General features: G+C 39.8%; 12 protein-coding genes. 9 read left to right on the top strand and 3 right to left on the bottom strand.

Going from position 1 to position 18,552, the window contains the following annotated elements; all coding sequences use genetic code 11:
- The first annotated feature begins 9 nt into the window (after positions 1-9).
- The 7 genes from AC6H0V_RS16475 to AC6H0V_RS16445 are packed head-to-tail and all read left to right on the top strand — an operon-like array spanning position 10 to position 12,579.
- Positions 10-2,448 (top strand): hypothetical protein, encoded by a 2,439-nt coding sequence (locus AC6H0V_RS16475; protein ID WP_497561296.1) that lies wholly within the window; start codon positions 10-12, stop codon positions 2,446-2,448.
- Between the two features lie 9 nt (positions 2,449-2,457).
- Positions 2,458-4,893 carry a TonB-dependent receptor gene (locus AC6H0V_RS16470; protein WP_497561295.1) on the top strand — a complete coding sequence of 812 codons (2,436 nt, stop codon included), beginning with the start codon at positions 2,458-2,460 and terminating at the stop codon, positions 4,891-4,893.
- A gap of 8 nt (positions 4,894-4,901) precedes the next feature.
- A complete protein-coding gene (locus AC6H0V_RS16465) occupies positions 4,902-5,666 on the top strand; it encodes an enoyl-CoA hydratase/isomerase family protein (RefSeq protein ID WP_497561294.1) in 765 nt (254 codons plus the stop codon).
- Positions 5,667-5,693: 27 nt separating this feature from the next.
- Positions 5,694-6,569, top strand: coding sequence for an SDR family oxidoreductase (locus AC6H0V_RS16460; protein ID WP_497561293.1), 876 nt, complete (start codon positions 5,694-5,696; stop codon positions 6,567-6,569).
- Positions 6,570-6,613: 44 nt separating this feature from the next.
- Positions 6,614-9,331: a hypothetical protein gene (locus AC6H0V_RS16455; RefSeq protein WP_497561292.1), complete on the top strand. Its 2,718-nt coding sequence runs from the start codon at positions 6,614-6,616 to the stop codon at positions 9,329-9,331.
- A gap of 11 nt (positions 9,332-9,342) precedes the next feature.
- Positions 9,343-12,114, top strand: a complete 2,772-nt coding sequence (locus AC6H0V_RS16450) for a hypothetical protein (protein ID WP_497561291.1) — start codon at positions 9,343-9,345, stop codon at positions 12,112-12,114.
- A 21-nt stretch (positions 12,115-12,135) separates the two neighbouring features.
- Complete coding sequence (locus tag AC6H0V_RS16445; protein WP_497561290.1) at positions 12,136-12,579, top strand: DUF1569 domain-containing protein; 444 nt, start codon at positions 12,136-12,138, stop codon at positions 12,577-12,579.
- On the opposite strand, the gene AC6H0V_RS16440 is transcribed toward AC6H0V_RS16445, so the two are convergent.
- Together AC6H0V_RS16440 and AC6H0V_RS16435 are read right to left on the bottom strand one after the other, a co-directional pair.
- Entirely contained in the window at positions 12,576-13,523 is a 948-nt protein-coding gene (locus AC6H0V_RS16440) for a Smr/MutS family protein (protein WP_497561289.1), read from the bottom strand. The genes AC6H0V_RS16445 and AC6H0V_RS16440 overlap by 4 nt on opposite strands.
- Before the next feature lie 68 nt (positions 13,524-13,591).
- Positions 13,592-14,638: a 3-oxoacyl-ACP synthase III family protein gene (locus AC6H0V_RS16435; RefSeq protein WP_497561288.1), complete on the bottom strand. Its 1,047-nt coding sequence runs from the start codon at positions 14,636-14,638 to the stop codon at positions 13,592-13,594.
- A 234-nt stretch (positions 14,639-14,872) separates the two neighbouring features.
- Here AC6H0V_RS16435 and AC6H0V_RS16430 point away from each other — a divergent pair, with 234 nt between their 5' ends.
- A complete protein-coding gene (locus AC6H0V_RS16430; RefSeq protein WP_497561287.1) occupies positions 14,873-15,154 on the top strand; it encodes an ATP-dependent Clp protease adaptor ClpS in 282 nt (93 codons plus the stop codon).
- A 37-nt stretch (positions 15,155-15,191) separates the two neighbouring features.
- On the opposite strand, the gene AC6H0V_RS16425 is transcribed toward AC6H0V_RS16430, so the two are convergent.
- Positions 15,192-15,794 carry a thioredoxin family protein gene (locus AC6H0V_RS16425; RefSeq protein ID WP_497561286.1) on the bottom strand — a complete coding sequence of 201 codons (603 nt, stop codon included), beginning with the start codon at positions 15,792-15,794 and terminating at the stop codon, positions 15,192-15,194.
- Between the two features lie 260 nt (positions 15,795-16,054).
- Here AC6H0V_RS16425 and AC6H0V_RS16420 point away from each other — a divergent pair, with 260 nt between their 5' ends.
- Positions 16,055-18,466 (top strand): TonB-dependent receptor, encoded by a 2,412-nt coding sequence (locus tag AC6H0V_RS16420; protein WP_497561285.1) that lies wholly within the window; start codon positions 16,055-16,057, stop codon positions 18,464-18,466.
- The last annotated feature ends 86 nt before the right edge of the window (positions 18,467-18,552 follow it).

Genomic DNA, 18,552 nt, shown 5'->3' with positions numbered 1-18,552 from the left:
TCTGTCCCTATGAACCAACATTTAAAAATAGGCCTTCTTAGCTTCGGAATAATTGCCCTGCTAGGCTTCAGGACCGACGAAACACCGCTTGAAAAACTATTGAGGCAGCTGACGAGGATTACTGCGGCCTACCCACAAGAAAAAGTTCACCTCCATCTAGACAAGCCCTACTATGCCATGGGCGAAGATATCTGGCTAAAGGCCTATCTGGTAACCACCGAAAAAAACGAGCCCTCGCTCTTGAGCAGGGTGCTCTATGTAGACCTGATCAACAATAAGAACGAAATCAGAAAAAAACTTACACTGCCCGTTACCAATGGCCTCGCTTCAGGAAACATCAGCCTAATAGACAGCCTAAGTTCTGGAACGTATCGGATCCGTGCCTACACCAACTACATGCGCAATTTTACCGACAATTTTTTCTTCGAGAAAACGATCGAAATAGGAAACGTCGTCGACATCAATAGTGTTAAAGCTCAGAAAAAAAGAGAAAATAAGGAGGCGCTGAACCTTCAGTTTTTTCCTGAGAGCGGTAATTTGTTGGTGGGCAATAGAACCAAGATTGGAGTTAAAGCGGTAACATCCGATGGAATTGGTGCTAACCTGAGCGGATACATTGTCAATAAAAATAAGGAAAAAGTAGCCGAATTTGCTACTGAGCATGCTGGCATGGGCGCCTTTGCCTTAATGCCCCTGGCCAACGAAAGCTATACCGCAATTATAACATTAAGTGATGGGAGTACCCAATCTTTCGGTTTGCCAAAAGCTGTAAATAGCGGCCACTCCATTGGGATAAATAGATTACCGGATAATATTAGTGTACAGATTTTCAGTAGCCAAGATCTTGTAAATGGTCAAGAGCTAAGTGTAGTTGCTCAATCTAATGGCATCGTATATGCTTCTTTCACTACCAAAATAGATGCACGAAGTTTAATTGCCCATATCCCATTAGAAAGCCTGCCAACCGGAATTTCCCACATCACTCTGTTTAATAAAGATAATGATCCATTGGCAGAACGGTTGGTCTTTGTAGATCATGATGATCAGCTTAAGATAAATATCAATAACGAAACGCCCCAAGCCTTGCCGCTAAAAAAGATGCAGCTCAATCTTGCTGTTACCGATCTCAATGGCAATCCAGTAAACGGTAGCTTCTCCGTTGCAGTTACCGATTCGAAAAAAGTAACCATTAACGAAGACGACGAAATCACAATCCTAAGTAACCTATTGCTAAGCTCAGACCTAAAGGGCTACATAGAAAGCCCAAATTATTATTTCAATACGGCAAATGCAGATAGAAAAAAACATCTTGACCATTTGTTGTTAACACAGGGATGGAGCAGATTTACATGGCAGGATATAAAAAACGGTAAAGAACCAATCCTTACGTTTAGGCCAGAAGAAAGCCTGGAAATAACGGGCAAGATTACTAACGAATACAATAAGCCTCTCGCTAATTCGAAAATCAGCTTAATCTCTACCACTCCAGGACTAATACTTAAAATAGATACCGTTACCAATGCTTTTGGCAATTTTATTTTTGATCGGTTGGATCTTCCCGATAGTAGTTCTTTTTTGGTACAGGCCAAGTCAAACAAAAATAGTAATGCAGTTACTATCCGCATGAATCATAGGCCTGAGGTTGGCCCTTTTGATTATGTTGGAGCTTCCTTAAACATTGAGCCCTACTTACAGAGCACCAAAGAAATGTACGTGGAACTGGAAAAATTTAACCTCTTGGATAAAGGAATTTCACTGAAACAGGTAACTATTACTGCTCCCCATGTACTTAAACCAATAGTTAACGTAAAAAATTCAACCAATGCTAGTGGCTCCGTTGATTATGTTATTACTAAAAAAATGCTGAAAGATGCTATTGATATTTTCAGTCCCTTTTATCGGGCCCGTGGGGTAATGGTTAAAAACGGAATGATTTTCAGAGCCCGCGCTTTAAGCTCCTTCACAGGCGGATCCCCCATGTTGCTAATAGTAGATGGAACTCAGATCAACCAGCTTCAAATGCCAGACTTCCTTAGAACAATTAATCCGGCGGATCTGGAAGGCATTGAGATTTTAACAAGTGATTATAACATTTCTGTGTTAGGACCAGACGCTGCGAGTGGAGCAATTTATATCACAACTAAAATGGGCGGGAGCGATCCAGAACTTGCTACAAATGTAGCAAAACTAACTAACGTGGGATATTCTACCGTAAAACAGTTCTATGTGCCCGCCTATAACGATCCCAAAACTAACAGAAGTATGCAGGATTTACGTAGTACCATTTATTGGAACCCAAATGTAAATACCGAAAATAATGGAAAGGCAAAGCTAACTTTTTTTAACCCGAGTAATCCAGGATCTTACAGAGTAACAATTGAGGGAATCGACTCTTTTGGCAACATTGGGAGAAAAGTGTTTACCTACGAAGTCTCCCAGTTAAATTAATCTACCCCTATGACCAAATTTTTAAAATTAAGCTTTCTCAGCATTGGAATAATCGCCCTTTTAAGCTTCAAGGCCGACGAAACACCCCTCGAAAAACTATTGAAGCAGCTGTCCAGAATAACAGCGGCCTATCCACAAGAAAAAGTTCACCTTCACCTTGACAAGCCCTATTATGCCATTGGCGAAGATATCTGGCTAAAGGCCTATCTGGTAACCGCCGAAAAAAACGAGCCCTCACTGGTGAGCAGGGTACTATATGTAGACCTTATCAACGACAAGAACGAAATCGCAAAAAAGCTAACACTGCCCGTAGACAATGGACTTGCCTTTGGGAACATCAGTCTGCTCGATAGCCTTAGCTCTGGAACATACCGGATCCGCGCCTACACCAACTATATGCGCAACTACGGAAATGATTTTTTCTTTGAGAAAACCCTTGAAATAGGGAATGTACTGGACGGCCCAGTAACTGCAAAGACCGCCAAAGAAAAGAAGCTGGAGCTAAACCTTCAGTTCTTCCCCGAGGGCGGAAACCTGCTTGTGGGCAACAGGACCAAGATCGGGGTAAAGGCGGTAACATCCAACGGGATGGGGGCCAACTTGAGCGGTTATATCCTGAACAGAAACCGGGAAAAGGTGGCCGAATTTACCGCAGAACATGCCGGGATGGGCGCATTTGCCTTCACGCCTCTTGCTGATGAAAGCTATACTGCAGCGGTAACCATGGCCGATGGCAGCACCGAGTCGTTCAGCTTCCCCAAGGCAATAGAAAATGGTTATGCGCTTGCAGTAAACAGCAATGAAGAAAACTTGGCTGTTCGCATATTTGGAAGCCCTAAGCTACTTAACAATGAGGTGTATGTGGTTGCGCAATCTAACGGAATGGCATACGCTTCTTTTACTGGAAAGATTGAAAAATCAAATCTTTTAGTCAATATCCCGAAAAAAACTTTCCCTACGGGCATTGTTCACTTCACCCTTTTTGATGCACAGAGTAAGCCTGTTGCCGAGCGCCTGGTGTTCGTAGACCATCAGGACAGGTTAAAGATAGAGTTAAAACTAGGTAACGCAGCCCCCGCTACAAAAAAGAAGGTGGATATGAACCTGCTTACCACAGACATTAACGGCAATCTGGTAGACGGGAATTTTTCGGTTGCCGTGGTAGACGAGGGAAAGGTGCCCGCTAACGAGGATGGGGAAGTGACCATACTCTCCAACCTCTTGCTTACCTCAGATCTAAAGGGCTTTATAGAACAGCCCAACTACTACTTCAATCCAGCAAATGCCGATAGGGAAAAGCACCTCGACCAGCTGTTGCTTACCCAGGGATGGAGAAGGTTTGTTTGGCAGGATATAGTGAACGATAAGGATCCCGTGCTTACCTTCAGGCCAGAAGAGAGCCTAGAGATCAGTGGACAGATCACCATGGGGAACAAGCCCATGGCGGATGCAAAAATAAACCTCTTTTCAACCCTTCCGACCTTCTTCCTGAACCTTGATACCGTATCCAATGCCCAGGGAAATTTCCTGTTCGACAGGCTGGAACTGCCAGACAGCGCTTCGTTTATTATCCAGGCAAAATCAAAGACCAACAGCAAGGATATCCTGATCAAGGTAAATCAACGACCGGAAGTTAGCCCCTATACTTTTACTACACGTTCTATTGATATCCTTCCCTACTTAAAGAGCACCAAGGAACTTTATGTTGAACTGAACAAGTTTAACCAGCTAGACAAAAGCATCGCGTTAAAACAGGTTACGATTAAAGCTAAATTAAAATTACCGCTCCCTTTAAACGTACCGGGTTCTCAAAATGCCAGTGGAGCGGCTGATTATGTGATAAAGGCTAAAGATTTAGTGGGCGCCATCAATATTTTCAGTCCGTTTTATAAGAGTCCAGGTGTTATGGTGAAAGTGGTGAACACCCATCATATGCTCTTCAGAACAAGAGCTCAGTCTTCGATTACAGCAAATCCTCCGATGTTGCTTATCGTAGACGGCGTACAGGTTAACCAACTGGAGGCACCTGATTTTATCGACGGTATCAATCCCGCAGACGTGGAGGGAATAGAGATTTTAACAAGTAATTATAATCTGACTATTTTGGGACCGGATGCAGTTGGCGGGGCAATATACATCACCACTAAATCCGGCCCCCGAGGAAATTTACCCCCCGCTACTAATATTGCTAAACTAACCAACGTTGGTTATTCTACTAAAAAAGAGTTTTATTCTCCGTCCTATGACAACCCCAAAGTAGATTTACAAATGCAGGATTTACGCAGTACGATTTATTGGAACCCTAATGTGATTACCAATATAAATGGACTGGCTAACGTAAGCTTTTTTAATGCTGGTACTCCCGGAAACTATCGGGTTACTGTAGAAGGAATGGACGCATTTGGAAACATTGGCAGAAAAGTTTATACTTACCAAGTACAATAACCAATTATATGAACACTATAGACGTAACCATCAAAGATCGTTTGGCAATAATTACCTTAAATCGAGGAAAATCAAATTCTTTAAACCGGGAAATGGTTACCGAACTTACAGATATGCTCCAAAATATCGAAACGGATGCAAACATTGGTGGCGTATTGATCACTGGAAAAGAACATTTCTTCTCCGCAGGTTTAGATCTAATCGAACTTTACGCTTATAATGAAGATGAGGCTAAAAGCTTTTGGTACCTCTTCTTAAATTTTGTCGCAAAAATAACCGCATTTAGCAAACCTTTAGTTTCTGCCATTAATGGACATAGCCCAGCTGGAGGTTGTGTTCTCGCTTTAGCCTGCGACGCCCGTGTAATGGCTGAAGGAAGATATATCATTGGTTTGAACGAAGTCCCTGTCGGAATTATCGTTCCTAATTCCATCTTCCAACTTTATTCTTTTTGGCTGGGAAAAGCGAACGCCACGAGAAGCCTACTGGAGGGAAAATTATTTAACCCAGAAGAAGCACTCACAATTGGCTTGGTTGATGAGGTTGTTAAACAAGAGAGTATATTAACGGCGGCCGAAAGAAAAGTGAGAAAATATATGGCTTTCGAAAGCCACACTTGGTCTCGAAGCAAATTAAATATAAGAAGGTCATTAATAGAAAGTACCGGGGCCGATCAGAGCGCTGATTTAGAAATTATGCTCAAACAATGGTGGTCGCCAAGTACACGCACTATCCTAAAAACCATCATTGATAGTTTACAAAAGAAAAATTAACTTAACCAAAACGCTTAACCCTAGACTATGTACAATCAACCGATGTTAAGAGACGATGCCTTAAAAGGTAAAACAATAGTTGTTACCGGTGGAGGTACAGGACTTGGTAGGGCAATGGGCACTTATTTTTTAAAACTAGGCGCCAATTTGGTTATCACCAGTCGCAAATTAGAAGTATTGCAAAAAACTGCCCAAGAAATGGCTGCCGAAACAGGTGGCGAAGTTTTAGCATTGCAATGTGATGTTAGAAATTATGAGCAGGTTGAACAGGTGCTTGCCCAAGCGTTGAGCAAATTTGGAAAAATTGATGGCTTAGTAAATAATGCAGCAGGCAATTTTATCTCTCCAACCGAAAGGCTTTCCGCAAATGCATTTTCTAGCATCATCGATATCGTTCTTAAAGGGTCCGTAAATTGTACCCTCGCTTTTGGGAAGCACTGGATTGCCCAAAAACAGCCTGCAAGCGTGCTCAACATCGTAACCACTTACGCTTTTACAGGCTCCGCCTATGTGGTACCATCAGCATGTGCTAAAGGAGGGGTATTGGCCATGACAAGATCTTTAGCCGTAGAATGGGGGAAATATGGTATCCGTACCAACGCCATCGCCCCTGGGCCCTTTCCAACTAAAGGCGCTTGGGACCGGCTATTGCCCGGAGATTTGGCAGAAAAATTTGATTTTAAAAAGAGAGTTCCCTTAAAACGTGTTGGCGAAAACCAAGAGCTGGCCAACCTGGCAGCATTTCTGATTAGCGATTTCTCTGGCTATATTAATGGTGAAGTAATTACCATCGACGGCGGAGAATGGTTACAAGGTGCAGGACAAATGAACGGATTAGAAGCAATACCTTCCGAAATGTGGGATATGCTTGAACAAATGACAAGAGCAGCAAAAGGAAGTTAGACCAACAGGAACCTAAATGTAATTTTAACGAAAACCATTTCAAAATGAGAATACTAAAAATCGCTTCTTTGTTTAGCTTATTTTTGGGTTTGATTCTCTTTATCAATACCACCGTTGTTTTTTCCCAACAACGAATTTCATTAATCGAACGAATAGAATCTTACGAAAAGAATTTTCCTAAAGAGAAACTATATTTAACATTCGATAAGCCTTATTACAATACAGGCGATACCATATGGTTTAAAAGCTTCCTGCTTAATGAAAATCTAGGACCTACTTCGTTAACTGATAGAATTTATGTAGAGCTTTTTAACGACAGTTCGAAACTGATAGAACGATTGGCTATTGCACTGAACAATGGCCTAGGTTATGGGGATATTCCTTTAGAAGCTAAATTGAGGGAAGGATCATATACCATAAGAGCATACAGCAATTGGCAACAGAATTTTGGTGAAGATTACTTTTTTCAGAAAAGTTTCTATTTAGGAAAAGTAGACCCTAAAACCTGGCTCATAACCACAAACCAACGGTTAACAACAGATGGCGCAAAACGTACATTAAACCTAAAAATTAAGCTCACAAATCTGAAGAACGAGCCAGCGGGACTAAAAGATTTAGAGGTCTCTTTTGTGAACGATCAAAAAAAATTGATGCGGTCGGATGTGCAAACAACACTCGATGGGTTAATAGAAACGAACATAACTATACCTGAAGGAAAAACCACAGGAGATTATCAACTCTATATTCTTGATAAAAAGGATAGATCTAGAAAGTTAATGGTGCCAATTAAACTGCCTGATTTATCTGAACTAGATCTACAATTTATGCCCGAAGGTGGATTATTGGTGAATGATATTTATAGCAAAATAGCCTTTAAAGCCCTTGGAACAGACGGATTATCAAGAAATATCACTGGTAGTATCGTTGATCACCAGAATAAAATCTTAGCTTCATTTGCTTCTGGACATAAGGGTATGGGCAGTTTTAATCTCTTGCCTCAAGCTGGAGAAACGTATACAGCTATCGTTAATAGCAATAACATAGAACAACGGTTTCCTTTGCCAACCGCAAAACCAAGCGGCACAACACTTCGGGTTGAATATCTTTCACATCCAGACTCAATGTATGTTTTCCTTAAAGCTACCGCGGATAAAAGTACAGACGGCTACCAATTAATTGCCCAATCTGCCGGAAAAATACTACTCGCACTGCCTATTAACTTAAAAAGGAGTTTTGTTAACCTTAAATTACCAAAATCAATCTTTACAAATCAAATAGTTCATTTTACGCTATTCTCTCCAGAGCAACAACCTTTGAACGAACGTCAGATTTTAATCAAAGGTGGCGAACACATTAACCTATCCATTGAACACTCAAATAACAGTTATCTTCCAAAAGACAGTATATCTTTAACCATTAATGCCACGAATGAGGATGGTTCCCCTTTAAGCGGAACTTTTGCCATCTCGGTAACTGATGATGGGCAAATTAAACAGCCACTGAACGAAGCTAATATTGCAAGTTATTTCCTGCTTCAAAGCAACCTAAAAGGAAATATTGAGGATGCAGGCTGGTATTTTAGAAATAACGAGCCACAAACATTTTTAGCATTAGATTATTTGTTGCTTACACAAGGATGGATTGGATATTCTTGGGATAACATGATGGATAAAAATGCTCTCCCAAAATTTGTCCCAGAAAAAGACAATTTAATTCATGGCAAACTCACTGGCTTATTCAATAAACCGGTTGAAGGAATCAGATTAATGTTACTTTCTCTTGGCAAGAATGTTTTTGCTTCAGATACCCTGAGCAATATAAAAGGAGAATTTACTTTTAAAAATCTGCCAACTCTAGATACTGCTTCCTACATCATCAAAATTAGAAAGGCTAAGGGAACTACCTCCAATGCGACTATATATGTTGATGAGTTTAATCCCGCTACAGAGACCCCTTTCCACAGACCTCTTACCCCATGGTTTTTTAACGCCGATAGCACCTTGTTAAATTATTTTAAAACAAGCGAAAAAAGAGTAATTCAAGCAGAGAAAGCGATGCAATTAGCAAATGGACAATTGCTTAAGCAAGTAGAGATATTTGCTCCGAAAAAAGATTTGTTAACCAACGAAACATGGGATGCCCGCTTTTTTAAGAGAGTTACAGAAGCAGAGCTGAAAAAAAATCCACGGAAAACAGCTTATCAAGTGTTACAAGAAGCCATGGAGGGGTTTACCATAAGTAAATATTGGCAAACATGCGGTAGTGGCACCAAACCTCATCCTAACGATAACTATGTGGTTGGAACACTGTTGGTTTCATGGATTAGAGTGGACAAGATTGTAACTGATTATGAAGAAGTCCATGAACTCATTAGTCGTTTAAATGCCGAAGATTTAAAGCAAATTGAATTCTATAAAGGGTGTAGCACCTATTACCTCGACATCACTACTAGAAGTGGTAACGGCCCCTGGTCAAGCAAACCTGCCGGAATTTATGTATACAGACCATTACCAATCCATGTTTCAAAAGATTTTTATAGTCCAAGATATACCATAACAAATTCCACGACCCCCGACTTCAGATCAACCATTTTCTGGGACGCAAATGTAGTAACCGATGAGAATGGAAAAGCTCAGCTTTCATTCTATGCAGCCGACAAACCAACAAACTACACGATAAAAATAGAAGGAACAGATCTGATGGGAAGATTTGGCTATAAGAAAGCTACTATCAAGATAATAAGTAGAACAGAATCTAAATAAACGATCATCCTATGAAACGTATCATCTTCCTTGCTTTATTGCTCTCAACAATTTCAATAGGTCTTCACGCACAAAGCAACGCCTTATCAACAAAACTCCAAGCTTACCAAAAGGCATTCCACATAGAAAAGATTTACCTTTCTTTTGATAAGCCCTATTACAATATGGGCGATACCCTATGGTTTAAAAGCTTTTTACTAAACGCCGACCTTACGCCTAGCATCAGAACCGATAAAATCTATGTAGAACTTTTTAACGACAGTTTGAAATTGGTAGAATATAGAGTGACCTTACTGAACAACGGATTGGGTTATGGCGATTTTGCTCTTAAGCCCAACCTAAAGGAAGGTACATATAACATTAGGGCTTATAGTAATTGGCAACAAAACTTTGGAGAAGATTATTTTTACCAAAAGAGCTTTTACATTGGCAAAGCCAATACTAAAACATGGCTCCTTGATTCATACCAAAAACTAACAATCAATGAAGCAAAGAAAACACTTGACCTAAAGGTCAGGATTACGACTATTCAAAAAGAACCCGTTGGATTGAAGCCTGTTGAAGTCTATCTCATGAACAAGGATAAAAAAGTGATGCATGCTAGTCTTCAAACAACTGTTGATGGAAGAATAGAAACTACCATTCCACTAGGCAGCACTAACCTTACAGACCGTTACAGCTTTCTGATTGTAGATAAAAACAACAAAACGCAAAATGCTGTCTTAGCCATATCACTTCAAGAAACCAATGAAGTAGATCTTCAATTTATGCCCGAGGGCGGTTATATGGTAAACGGCATTTATGGAAAAATAGGTTTCAAAGCCATTGGTGCGGATGGGTTGGGCAGAGAGGTGAGCGGCAATATTGTAAATAGCCAAAACGAAACAGTTATCCCTTTCAATACCGTTCATAAAGGCATGGGCAATTTTTTTCTATTGCCACTAAAAGGCGAAACGTACACAGCGGTATTAAAAATTAAGGGTACGGAAATCAGAAAACAACTTCCAATGGCCAAAGACCAAGGCACGGCATTAAGAATAGATCACCTATCTAATCCCGATTCGCTTATTATTTATGTTAAAGGCACTGAGCTTAAAAAAACCGATGGTTATCTTTTGTCTGCTCAAGCAACGGGCGAAACCCTAATGGAAGTTGCCATGGACCTAAAAAATGGTTTTTATATCCTTAAAATTCCTAAAAAAGATTTTCCAGATGGGGTAATCCACTTTACATTATTTTCTCCAGAAGGACTGCCCATCAACGAGCGGCAAGCCATGATTAATCATGCCCAAACAATTCAACTTAACATCACTCCCAACAAAAACAATTTTGCTCCAAGAGATAGTGTTAGTTTAGAAATTATAGCAACAAAAGAAGATGGTACTCCCTTGAGCGGAAGTTTTTCAATTGCAGTAACTGACGAAAGCCAGATTAAACAAGATCATCAGCAAGGAAATATTACTTCCTATTTTCTCTTACAAAGCGAAATCAAGGGTAATATTGAAGATGCGGCTTGGTACTTTTCTAGTAGGGGTGCCAGCAAATCTTTGGCATTAGATCAGCTTTTGCTTACCCAAGGATGGGTAGGCTATCAGTGGGATGACGTGCTAAAATTAGACCTGCTCCCGAAATTTAAAGCAGAAAAAGGCAACCTGATCGAAGGAAATGTGACCAAACTTTTTAAACAACCAGCACCTAATGTTAACCTCACTCTACTTTCTCATGGCAAGAATATTTTTGTAACCGATACCCTTAGCAATGAAAATGGAAGATTTGTGTTTAAAGATATGCCTTTGTTCGACTCAGTGGCCTATAGCATCAAGATTAAAAATGCAAAAGGTAAAACTTCTGCGGCAACAATTATGGTTGATGAGTTTGTGCGTGCAAAGGATATTACAACCATCGAGCCCCTTGTACCGTGGTACAATAATCCAGATAGTACATTGCTGAATTACTATAATACAGCTTCAAAAAAAGAAACTACATCTGTTTTTTCTCCTTCCGGAACTACTTTAAAAGAAGTTGAAATAAAGGGCCAGAAAAAATTGAAGGATTTTATCATGAGCACAGCGTGGGATGCAAGAGTTTTCATGAATATTAATGAAGAAGACCTAAAAAAGAACCCTAGAAAAACGCTAGTTGATTTGATCAAAGAAAAAATTCCCGCGTTTACGATAAGCACCTTTTGGACCAATGCGTGTAGCGCCAGGCCTGCACAACATACATTTAGAAACTATGTGGTGGGTGGTTCATTGGTTTCGCATATCATGATTGATAAGATAAATACCCATGTAATATCGGGTACCGAGGATGATTATAATGCCAGCCTAACCGGAACCAGTAGTACCGCCCTTAGTCCAGAGGTATTTGAGACAAATGAATATATCCTAAATCATATAACCGCAGGAGATATCTTGAATATTACTGTATATAAAGGCTGTGTATATTACTTCTTAGAAATAACCACAAGAAGTGGAAGTGGCCCATGGATAAGGCCAAGCCCAGGAATGTATGTATTTAGGCCTTTACCCGTTTACCGTTCAAAAGATTTCTATAGCCCAAAATACATGGCCGACAAAAGCGGGGCACTGCCCGATCACAGATCAACCATTTTTTGGGATGCAAATGTAGTGACCGATGAGGGCGGCAAAGCAACAATTTCATTTTACGCGGCTGATCTGCCCAGCACATATCTCGTAAAAATGGAGGGTACCGATCTAATGGGGAGGTTTGGGGTTGAGACAAAAAAAATACCTATTCTTCCTCAGAAAACAAATCCTTAACTTTAGGATAAATAATCAATTATGAAATCTCTCTTTAACCCCGCAGAACGCAATGAAATGATCCAACGCATTGCTAGCATTAACGAAAATAGTGAAAGACAATGGGGCAAAATGTCGAGTGCACAAATGTTGGCACATTGCCAACAGCCTATCAAAGTTGGAATAGGCGAGCTTAAGCTGAGCAGTAATTTGTTATTTATGATATTAGGTCCCTTTATTAAAAAGAAATTAATGAAAGAAGAGCCTTTCGACAAACATTTGCCAACTCATAAAGATTTTATAATTGAAGATGAACCTTCTTTAACAATCGAAAGACAAAAATTAATTGATCTGGTTAATAAACTTAACGACAAAAAAGATAGCCTTGCGCCTAAACATCCTATTTTCGGCAAAATGAGCCCGCAGCAATGGGATGCACTCAATTGGAAGCATTTGGATCATCACTTAAGGCAGTTTGGGGCTTAAACCTTAAAAATTACTTCCGTTGCACCAAAACCAAATTTTTCTTTGCGTGCATCCATAAAGGTTTTTACTTGGGGATGTCTGCCAATGGCCTTGTGGATATGATGCCTTAAGATGCCATTACCCACTCCATGAATAAAAATGATAGATGGCATCTGGTTTACAATAGCCGCATCCAGCATTTGCTGAAAATAGTTTAGTTGAATGGTGATGATTTCATTTTGCCCTAAAAATTGATGATCATCCCGTAATTTTTCAATATGTAGGTCTATCTCTGTTGCAGGCTTAGCGATAACCGTTTTTGGAGCCGGTGATTTGAAAAAACTCTCCTTCAATTTCTGGGCATCAATCAAGGGCACAGGTTCGTCTAATTGTAATAACCATCCGTACTTATTGATGGACTGGATCTGTTGTTTTGAGCTATTAAAATCTTTTGCCCTAAACTTTTTAACCACAACTAAAGGTTCTTGGGGTTTAAGATTAGAGGGGGTAAAATACAGTACCTGAAAAATAAATTCTGGCCATATTTCTAAGTCGCCTAAGTTTGCACTGTACACTTGAGTGTTGGTTTTAGGTTGTACAATACTGGCAAATTCTCCTCGATAAAGACCTTTTTTGTCGGTTTTTAAAGTTAGCAGCAACTGCTGAGAAGTTGAATTAACCAACGTAAAATGTACAACTGCACTCGCTTTTGAATCTTCGGCCACCGCTAAAAATATCCCAGTTTCTATAAACTCCTTCTCTATAAACTCTTCTTGCTTTTCTGAGGTTTTAATGGCTGGATTGGAGGAATGACCATGCACATGGGTCAAATTACTTGTCGCCACTGGAATCTCAAAGCCGTCTGTATCAGTCACCCCTAAAGTTAGTGGATCTATAATTCTGGTAATGTATCCTTCACGTTTTTCGTCAACAAAACGAACAAAATCTCCTAATTTAAAACTCATTTAAAATATGTTAGCAAAACTGACAACCGATAACTGTAAACTGATAACTGACAACTGATAATGATAACTTACCATCTTATCAAAGCACTGGCCCAGGTAAACCCCGATCCAAATGCAGCAAGGCAGATTAAGTCGCCATCCTTGATCTTTCCCGCCTCCCAGGCCTCACATAGCGCAATGGGCACAGAGGCAGCCGTAGTATTTCCGTATTTTTGGATGTTATTAAAAACCTGATCATCTCCCAAACCTAATAAGTGTTGTACATATTGGCTAATCCTTAGGTTAGCCTGATGTGGGATGAGTAGATTAATATCCTTTTCTGTTAAACTATTTGCTTTTAAAGCTTCTTTTATAACTTCAGGAAATTTAACTACCGCTTTTTTAAACACCGCTGGACCATCCATATAGGGCAAAGCTGCACCGCTCTCCAATTGCTCTGTGGTTAAAAATAGTCCTCCTAATTCTTGATCCGGATAGCCAGGTTTAGTGGGCGTCCATTTATTGGCATGAGATCCCGGATAAAACATGGCCAATAACTCGGCATCAGCGCCATCGCTATGTAAATGCGTACTTAAAATGCCCTCACCTTCTTTTTGGGTTGGCTGTAGAACTACTGCGCCTGCACCATCTCCAAAAATGACAGAAACATTTCGACTTCTTGTTTCAAAGTCCATCGCAAACGAATGCTTTTCGCTTCCTACAACTAAAATATTTTTGTACATGCCGGTTTTAATAAACTGATCGGCAATAGAGAGTGCATATAAAAACCCAGAGCACTGGTTGCGTACATCCAATGCGCCAACTTCTCTCATTTTCATTTCCCTTTGTAGCAACACCCCGCAGCCTGGAAAATAATAATCCGGACTTAACGTGGCAAAGATGATAAAATCAACATCTTGGTTCGTGATCCCTGCTCTTTCGATAGCAATTTTCGCTGCCTCAACCCCCATAGTAGTGGTGGTTTCTGTTAACCGATCGGCAAATCTTCTTTCTTTAATCCCAGTACGTTCTTGGATCCACTCATCATTGGTATCCATAAAACGAGATAAGTCTGCGTTGGTATATACATTTTTAGGCACATAATATCCGACACCGGCAATCTTAGAACTTTGCATATGGATTTGGTTTGAGAAGCAAAGATAGCCATTATAGATGATAGTCAATAGACTATAGTCCATGGTCTAGCTGATAAAGCTTAATACTAGAGTTGGCTTTGGTTGATGGTTGATGCCTGGGATGCCTTTGGCGTAATTACGAGATAAACCCGATGGATCCAAACCATGGACTATCGGCTATGGACTATGGACCATTGACTATGCACTATGGACTTAATTCCTTATTTTTGTACCATGTCTACAGAAACAAAGGAAGAAACATTTACGCTAGAAGAAATTCTCACTTCTTTAAAAACGGTACATCGGTTAATTTTATGGAATGATGATGTAAATACCTTTGAGCATGTAATCTGGTGCATGATGAAATATTTGGACTATAGCGAAACACAGGGTGAAAAAATTGCCTGGGAAGTACATAACAAAGGAAAATGTCCGGTATTAGAGGGCTCATTTACCGAGATGGAAGTATATCGCAAAATTTTGCAACAGGAAGGATTAACTGTATCTGTGGATTAGGGCTGAGCGTATGGCGTTAAGCGCTAGGCGCTATGAGCTATGCCAGTTGGCTTAGATATTCCGTAAGCTCAAGCTGAGTGGTTAACGTTTTATCCTTTGCATACCAGCTATGTATTTTTTCTGCTGTAATCGCATAATCCACTTCTTCCTTCTTCCATTCGGCTAATAAATGCTGTAGAACTGCTGGCCGTGGACCCCATTTGGGCAAAATAAGGTTCTTGTCTTCATCTAGCACCAGCACCACCGGGATGGCTCTTTTGCCATTAGTTAAATACTGGTCCATGATATCTAGATGTTCGTCCCTAAAAATCAGTTTCATGTTAAACTTTCCACGAGAATCCTTAACTATTTTATCTAATACAGGTAAAATCTGAGCGGCATCACCACACCATCCTTCACTAATAACCAAGAAATTATATCTGCCCTTAATATTTTTGATCAACTTGTAAATCTCATCCTTTAGTACCATTGTTTTTTCAATCCTGTTCATCCGCTGGTTATTCATTTTGGTATAGTGCAGCATGGCTTCAGAATGATCCGTTCCTGTCGCTTTTCCTTTTTGCATTAAAAGATAGATCACTTCACGATAGACTTCATAAACCATCGCATCATTATCAAAAATAGTACTGTAGTTGATCATAAATTGCTGTAATAAAATAGTTACCCCTTATTTTTTAAACCTTCATTGCCGAACTTTGTCTTCTTTTAAAGGACACCTGATGAATAGTTGATTAAATGAGTCAAATATTACATAAAGTTCTGTTATTAATGAATTTAATCTGCAAAACTTCTCATATCATTCGGTAAAACTGATATCAACTTCAAAAAAAACACAAAAACTGACGATCAAAACTTACGTCAAGACGAAGAATCATTTTAATATTTTATCTTTGCCCTATCTTGAAAAAACTGCTTCCCTATTTCTTCGTTATTATCTCGCTTGGTTTGTTTTCTTTCCGGGCTAAAAGTGCCGAAACCGGTATTATTAGAGGAAAGGTAGTAGAAGAAGTAGGCGCTTTACCTATTCCTTTTGCTATCATCTCGGTATTCGAGTCGGCTTCAGAACAACCTTTAACTGCTACACAAAGTGATGAAAATGGATACTTCAAATTCATCAATCTTAAACCCGGCACCTATAAAATCAAAGTTAGCTACATTGGTTTTGCTACCTTATTTGTAAATGAAATTATCATTACAGAAAAAGATTATGATAAAAATGTGGGCAATCTTAAACTAAGTAGTGAACAAAGTAATTTAAATGAAGTAGTAATTAGCGCCCAAAAACCTTTGGTAGAATTTGGTGCCGATATCATTACCTACAATGTGGGCTCATCTGTATTGGCCGAAGGAAGTACGGCAACAGACGTATTAAAGAATGTGCCAATGGTACAGGTTGATATTGATGGAAATGCCACCATTGCCGGCAAGAGAAGCACCCGCGTATTTATTGATGGAAAGCCGTCCGAATACATGTCTAGCAATATCGCAGATTTATTAAATGTACTGCCATCAGATGCTATTGATAAGATAGAAGTGATGACAAATCCACCATCTAAATATTCAGGCGATGGAGAAGGAATATTAAATATAGTGTTGAAAAAAGGTGTTAGAGTGGGCTTTAACGGCAATATTGGGCTTAATGCTGGATTGCAGGGCAACTATAATACGAATGCAAATGCTTCCTACCGTGGAAAAAACTATAGCGTTTTGGGTAGTGGTGCCTATCGTCAGAACATTGGCAAAGGAAACAGTGAAAGTTACAGAACAAACTTTTTTCCAGATACCACATTTTATTACAATCAGTTTAATAGCAACCGAAGTGATAATAACGGCGGGAACTTTAGGCTTGGCTTTGATTGGGACATCACTCCAAAACAGAGCTTAAGGCTTTCTACCAATTACAACCTCAGCAAGACCAGCAGCCTGGCAGGTAACGATTTCTACTATTTGGACGAGGCCCAGATTGCAACCCGGTTGCGCAACCAACAAAATTTAGGTGATGGCAATAGTGATAGTTTTGTTTTCAACGCTGATTACAGCCTCCAAATAGATACTACCGGGGCTAAACTCACCATGGGCATAACTGCAAATACCAATACCTATAATGATCTCAGGTCTTACGATCGTTCCTATGCTTTCCCCTCAAACTTGAGCCCTAGCTTGCAGCAAAACGACAATGAAACAGGAAATACAGGGCTAACCTTTAATTTAGATTTTGATAAACCTGTAGTTAAAAAACGTGATCAGTTAGAACTTGGTGTGGCCTACAGCTACCGTAAGAACGACAATGATCTCTTGGTTCAGAATTTCAATTTCAAGACCCAACAGTATGTTACCAATCTAAATTTAACCAACAAATTTTTCTATAACGAAAATATAGCCTCTGGTTATGCATCCTACAACTACCGAAAAAATGGTTGGGGCTTTAAGGGAGGGGTAAGAGCCGAATACACTGATGTTAACTTCGACTTAAACACCGGCGCTAGTTATCATGTGAAGCCTTACCTGAGCGTATTTCCTAATATTTCCATTAACCATTTCTTTAAAAAACGATATAATTATGGCGCTACCTATAGTGTACGGGTTAACAGGCCAAGAGAAAACACCTTAAATCCACAGGTTAACAATGCCGATACGTTGAATATTTCTTATGGAAACCCCGATCTAGATCCTTCCTATACTCACCAAATGGACTTCAGTTTCGGTGCTTTTGGGAAAAAATGGTCCTTTACCCCACGTATCTCCTTTTCTACCAGCGAGGGCGTGATAGAAAGATATCGAATAGTAGACAAAAGTGGGGTGTCAAAGAGTACATTCGATAATGTAGGTACCAATAATAGATTTGCCCTAATGTTGATCGGAAATTTTAGGCCTACCAATAAGATCTCTGCCAATGGAAATTTCACCGTTATCCAAAGTAAATATAGCTCAAAACTCAATTCTTCGCTAAATCGTGATGGCCTAAGTCTTACCGCTTCTTTTGGTTTCTCAATGCAGTTGCCCCTTAAAACCGCCTTCGAATCGAACCTCAATTATGCTAATATCATTAGTGCCCAAGGGCGAAATAAAAGTTCGGTTAACAGCAGTTTTGGCGCTAGAAAATCATTCTTTAAAAATGCATGGAGCGTTAGGATCAGTACAAATGATCCGTTCGGAAAGAAAAACAACAACTCCATCAGCGAAGGTCTTAACTTCTTCTCCCAGAGCCATTCTACCAACAATACCAGTAATGTGAACCTGAGCATCAATTATCGCTTTACGAATATTAAAGTTAAAAAGGTAGTTATTCCTCCACCGCCTAAGACTAATTGATTACACGGATTAACGTCCCGATAGCTATCGGATTATTATTTAATTCCTGACAAAATTATTCCAACGCTAAACGCTCAACACCTAAC

It is taken from the genome of Pedobacter sp. NO84 (assembly GCF_059703915.1).
Note: the sequence above shows the minus strand (reverse complement) of the source record. Positions and strands in the feature narration are given on the sequence as shown.

Coding starts and splice junctions, on each gene's coding strand:
- AC6H0V_RS16475 (WP_497561296.1), top strand. CDS start 10: ATGAACCAACATTTAAAAATAGGCCTTCTTAGCTTCGGAATAATTGCC.
- AC6H0V_RS16470 (WP_497561295.1), top strand. CDS start 2,458: ATGACCAAATTTTTAAAATTAAGCTTTCTCAGCATTGGAATAATCGCC.
- AC6H0V_RS16465 (WP_497561294.1), top strand. CDS start 4,902: ATGAACACTATAGACGTAACCATCAAAGATCGTTTGGCAATAATTACC.
- AC6H0V_RS16460 (WP_497561293.1), top strand. CDS start 5,694: ATGTACAATCAACCGATGTTAAGAGACGATGCCTTAAAAGGTAAAACA.
- AC6H0V_RS16455 (WP_497561292.1), top strand. CDS start 6,614: ATGAGAATACTAAAAATCGCTTCTTTGTTTAGCTTATTTTTGGGTTTG.
- AC6H0V_RS16450 (WP_497561291.1), top strand. CDS start 9,343: ATGAAACGTATCATCTTCCTTGCTTTATTGCTCTCAACAATTTCAATA.
- AC6H0V_RS16445 (WP_497561290.1), top strand. CDS start 12,136: ATGAAATCTCTCTTTAACCCCGCAGAACGCAATGAAATGATCCAACGC.
- AC6H0V_RS16440 (WP_497561289.1), bottom strand. CDS start 13,523: ATGAGTTTTAAATTAGGAGATTTTGTTCGTTTTGTTGACGAAAAACGT.
- AC6H0V_RS16435 (WP_497561288.1), bottom strand. CDS start 14,638: ATGCAAAGTTCTAAGATTGCCGGTGTCGGATATTATGTGCCTAAAAAT.
- AC6H0V_RS16430 (WP_497561287.1), top strand. CDS start 14,873: ATGTCTACAGAAACAAAGGAAGAAACATTTACGCTAGAAGAAATTCTC.
- AC6H0V_RS16425 (WP_497561286.1), bottom strand. CDS start 15,794: ATGATCAACTACAGTACTATTTTTGATAATGATGCGATGGTTTATGAA.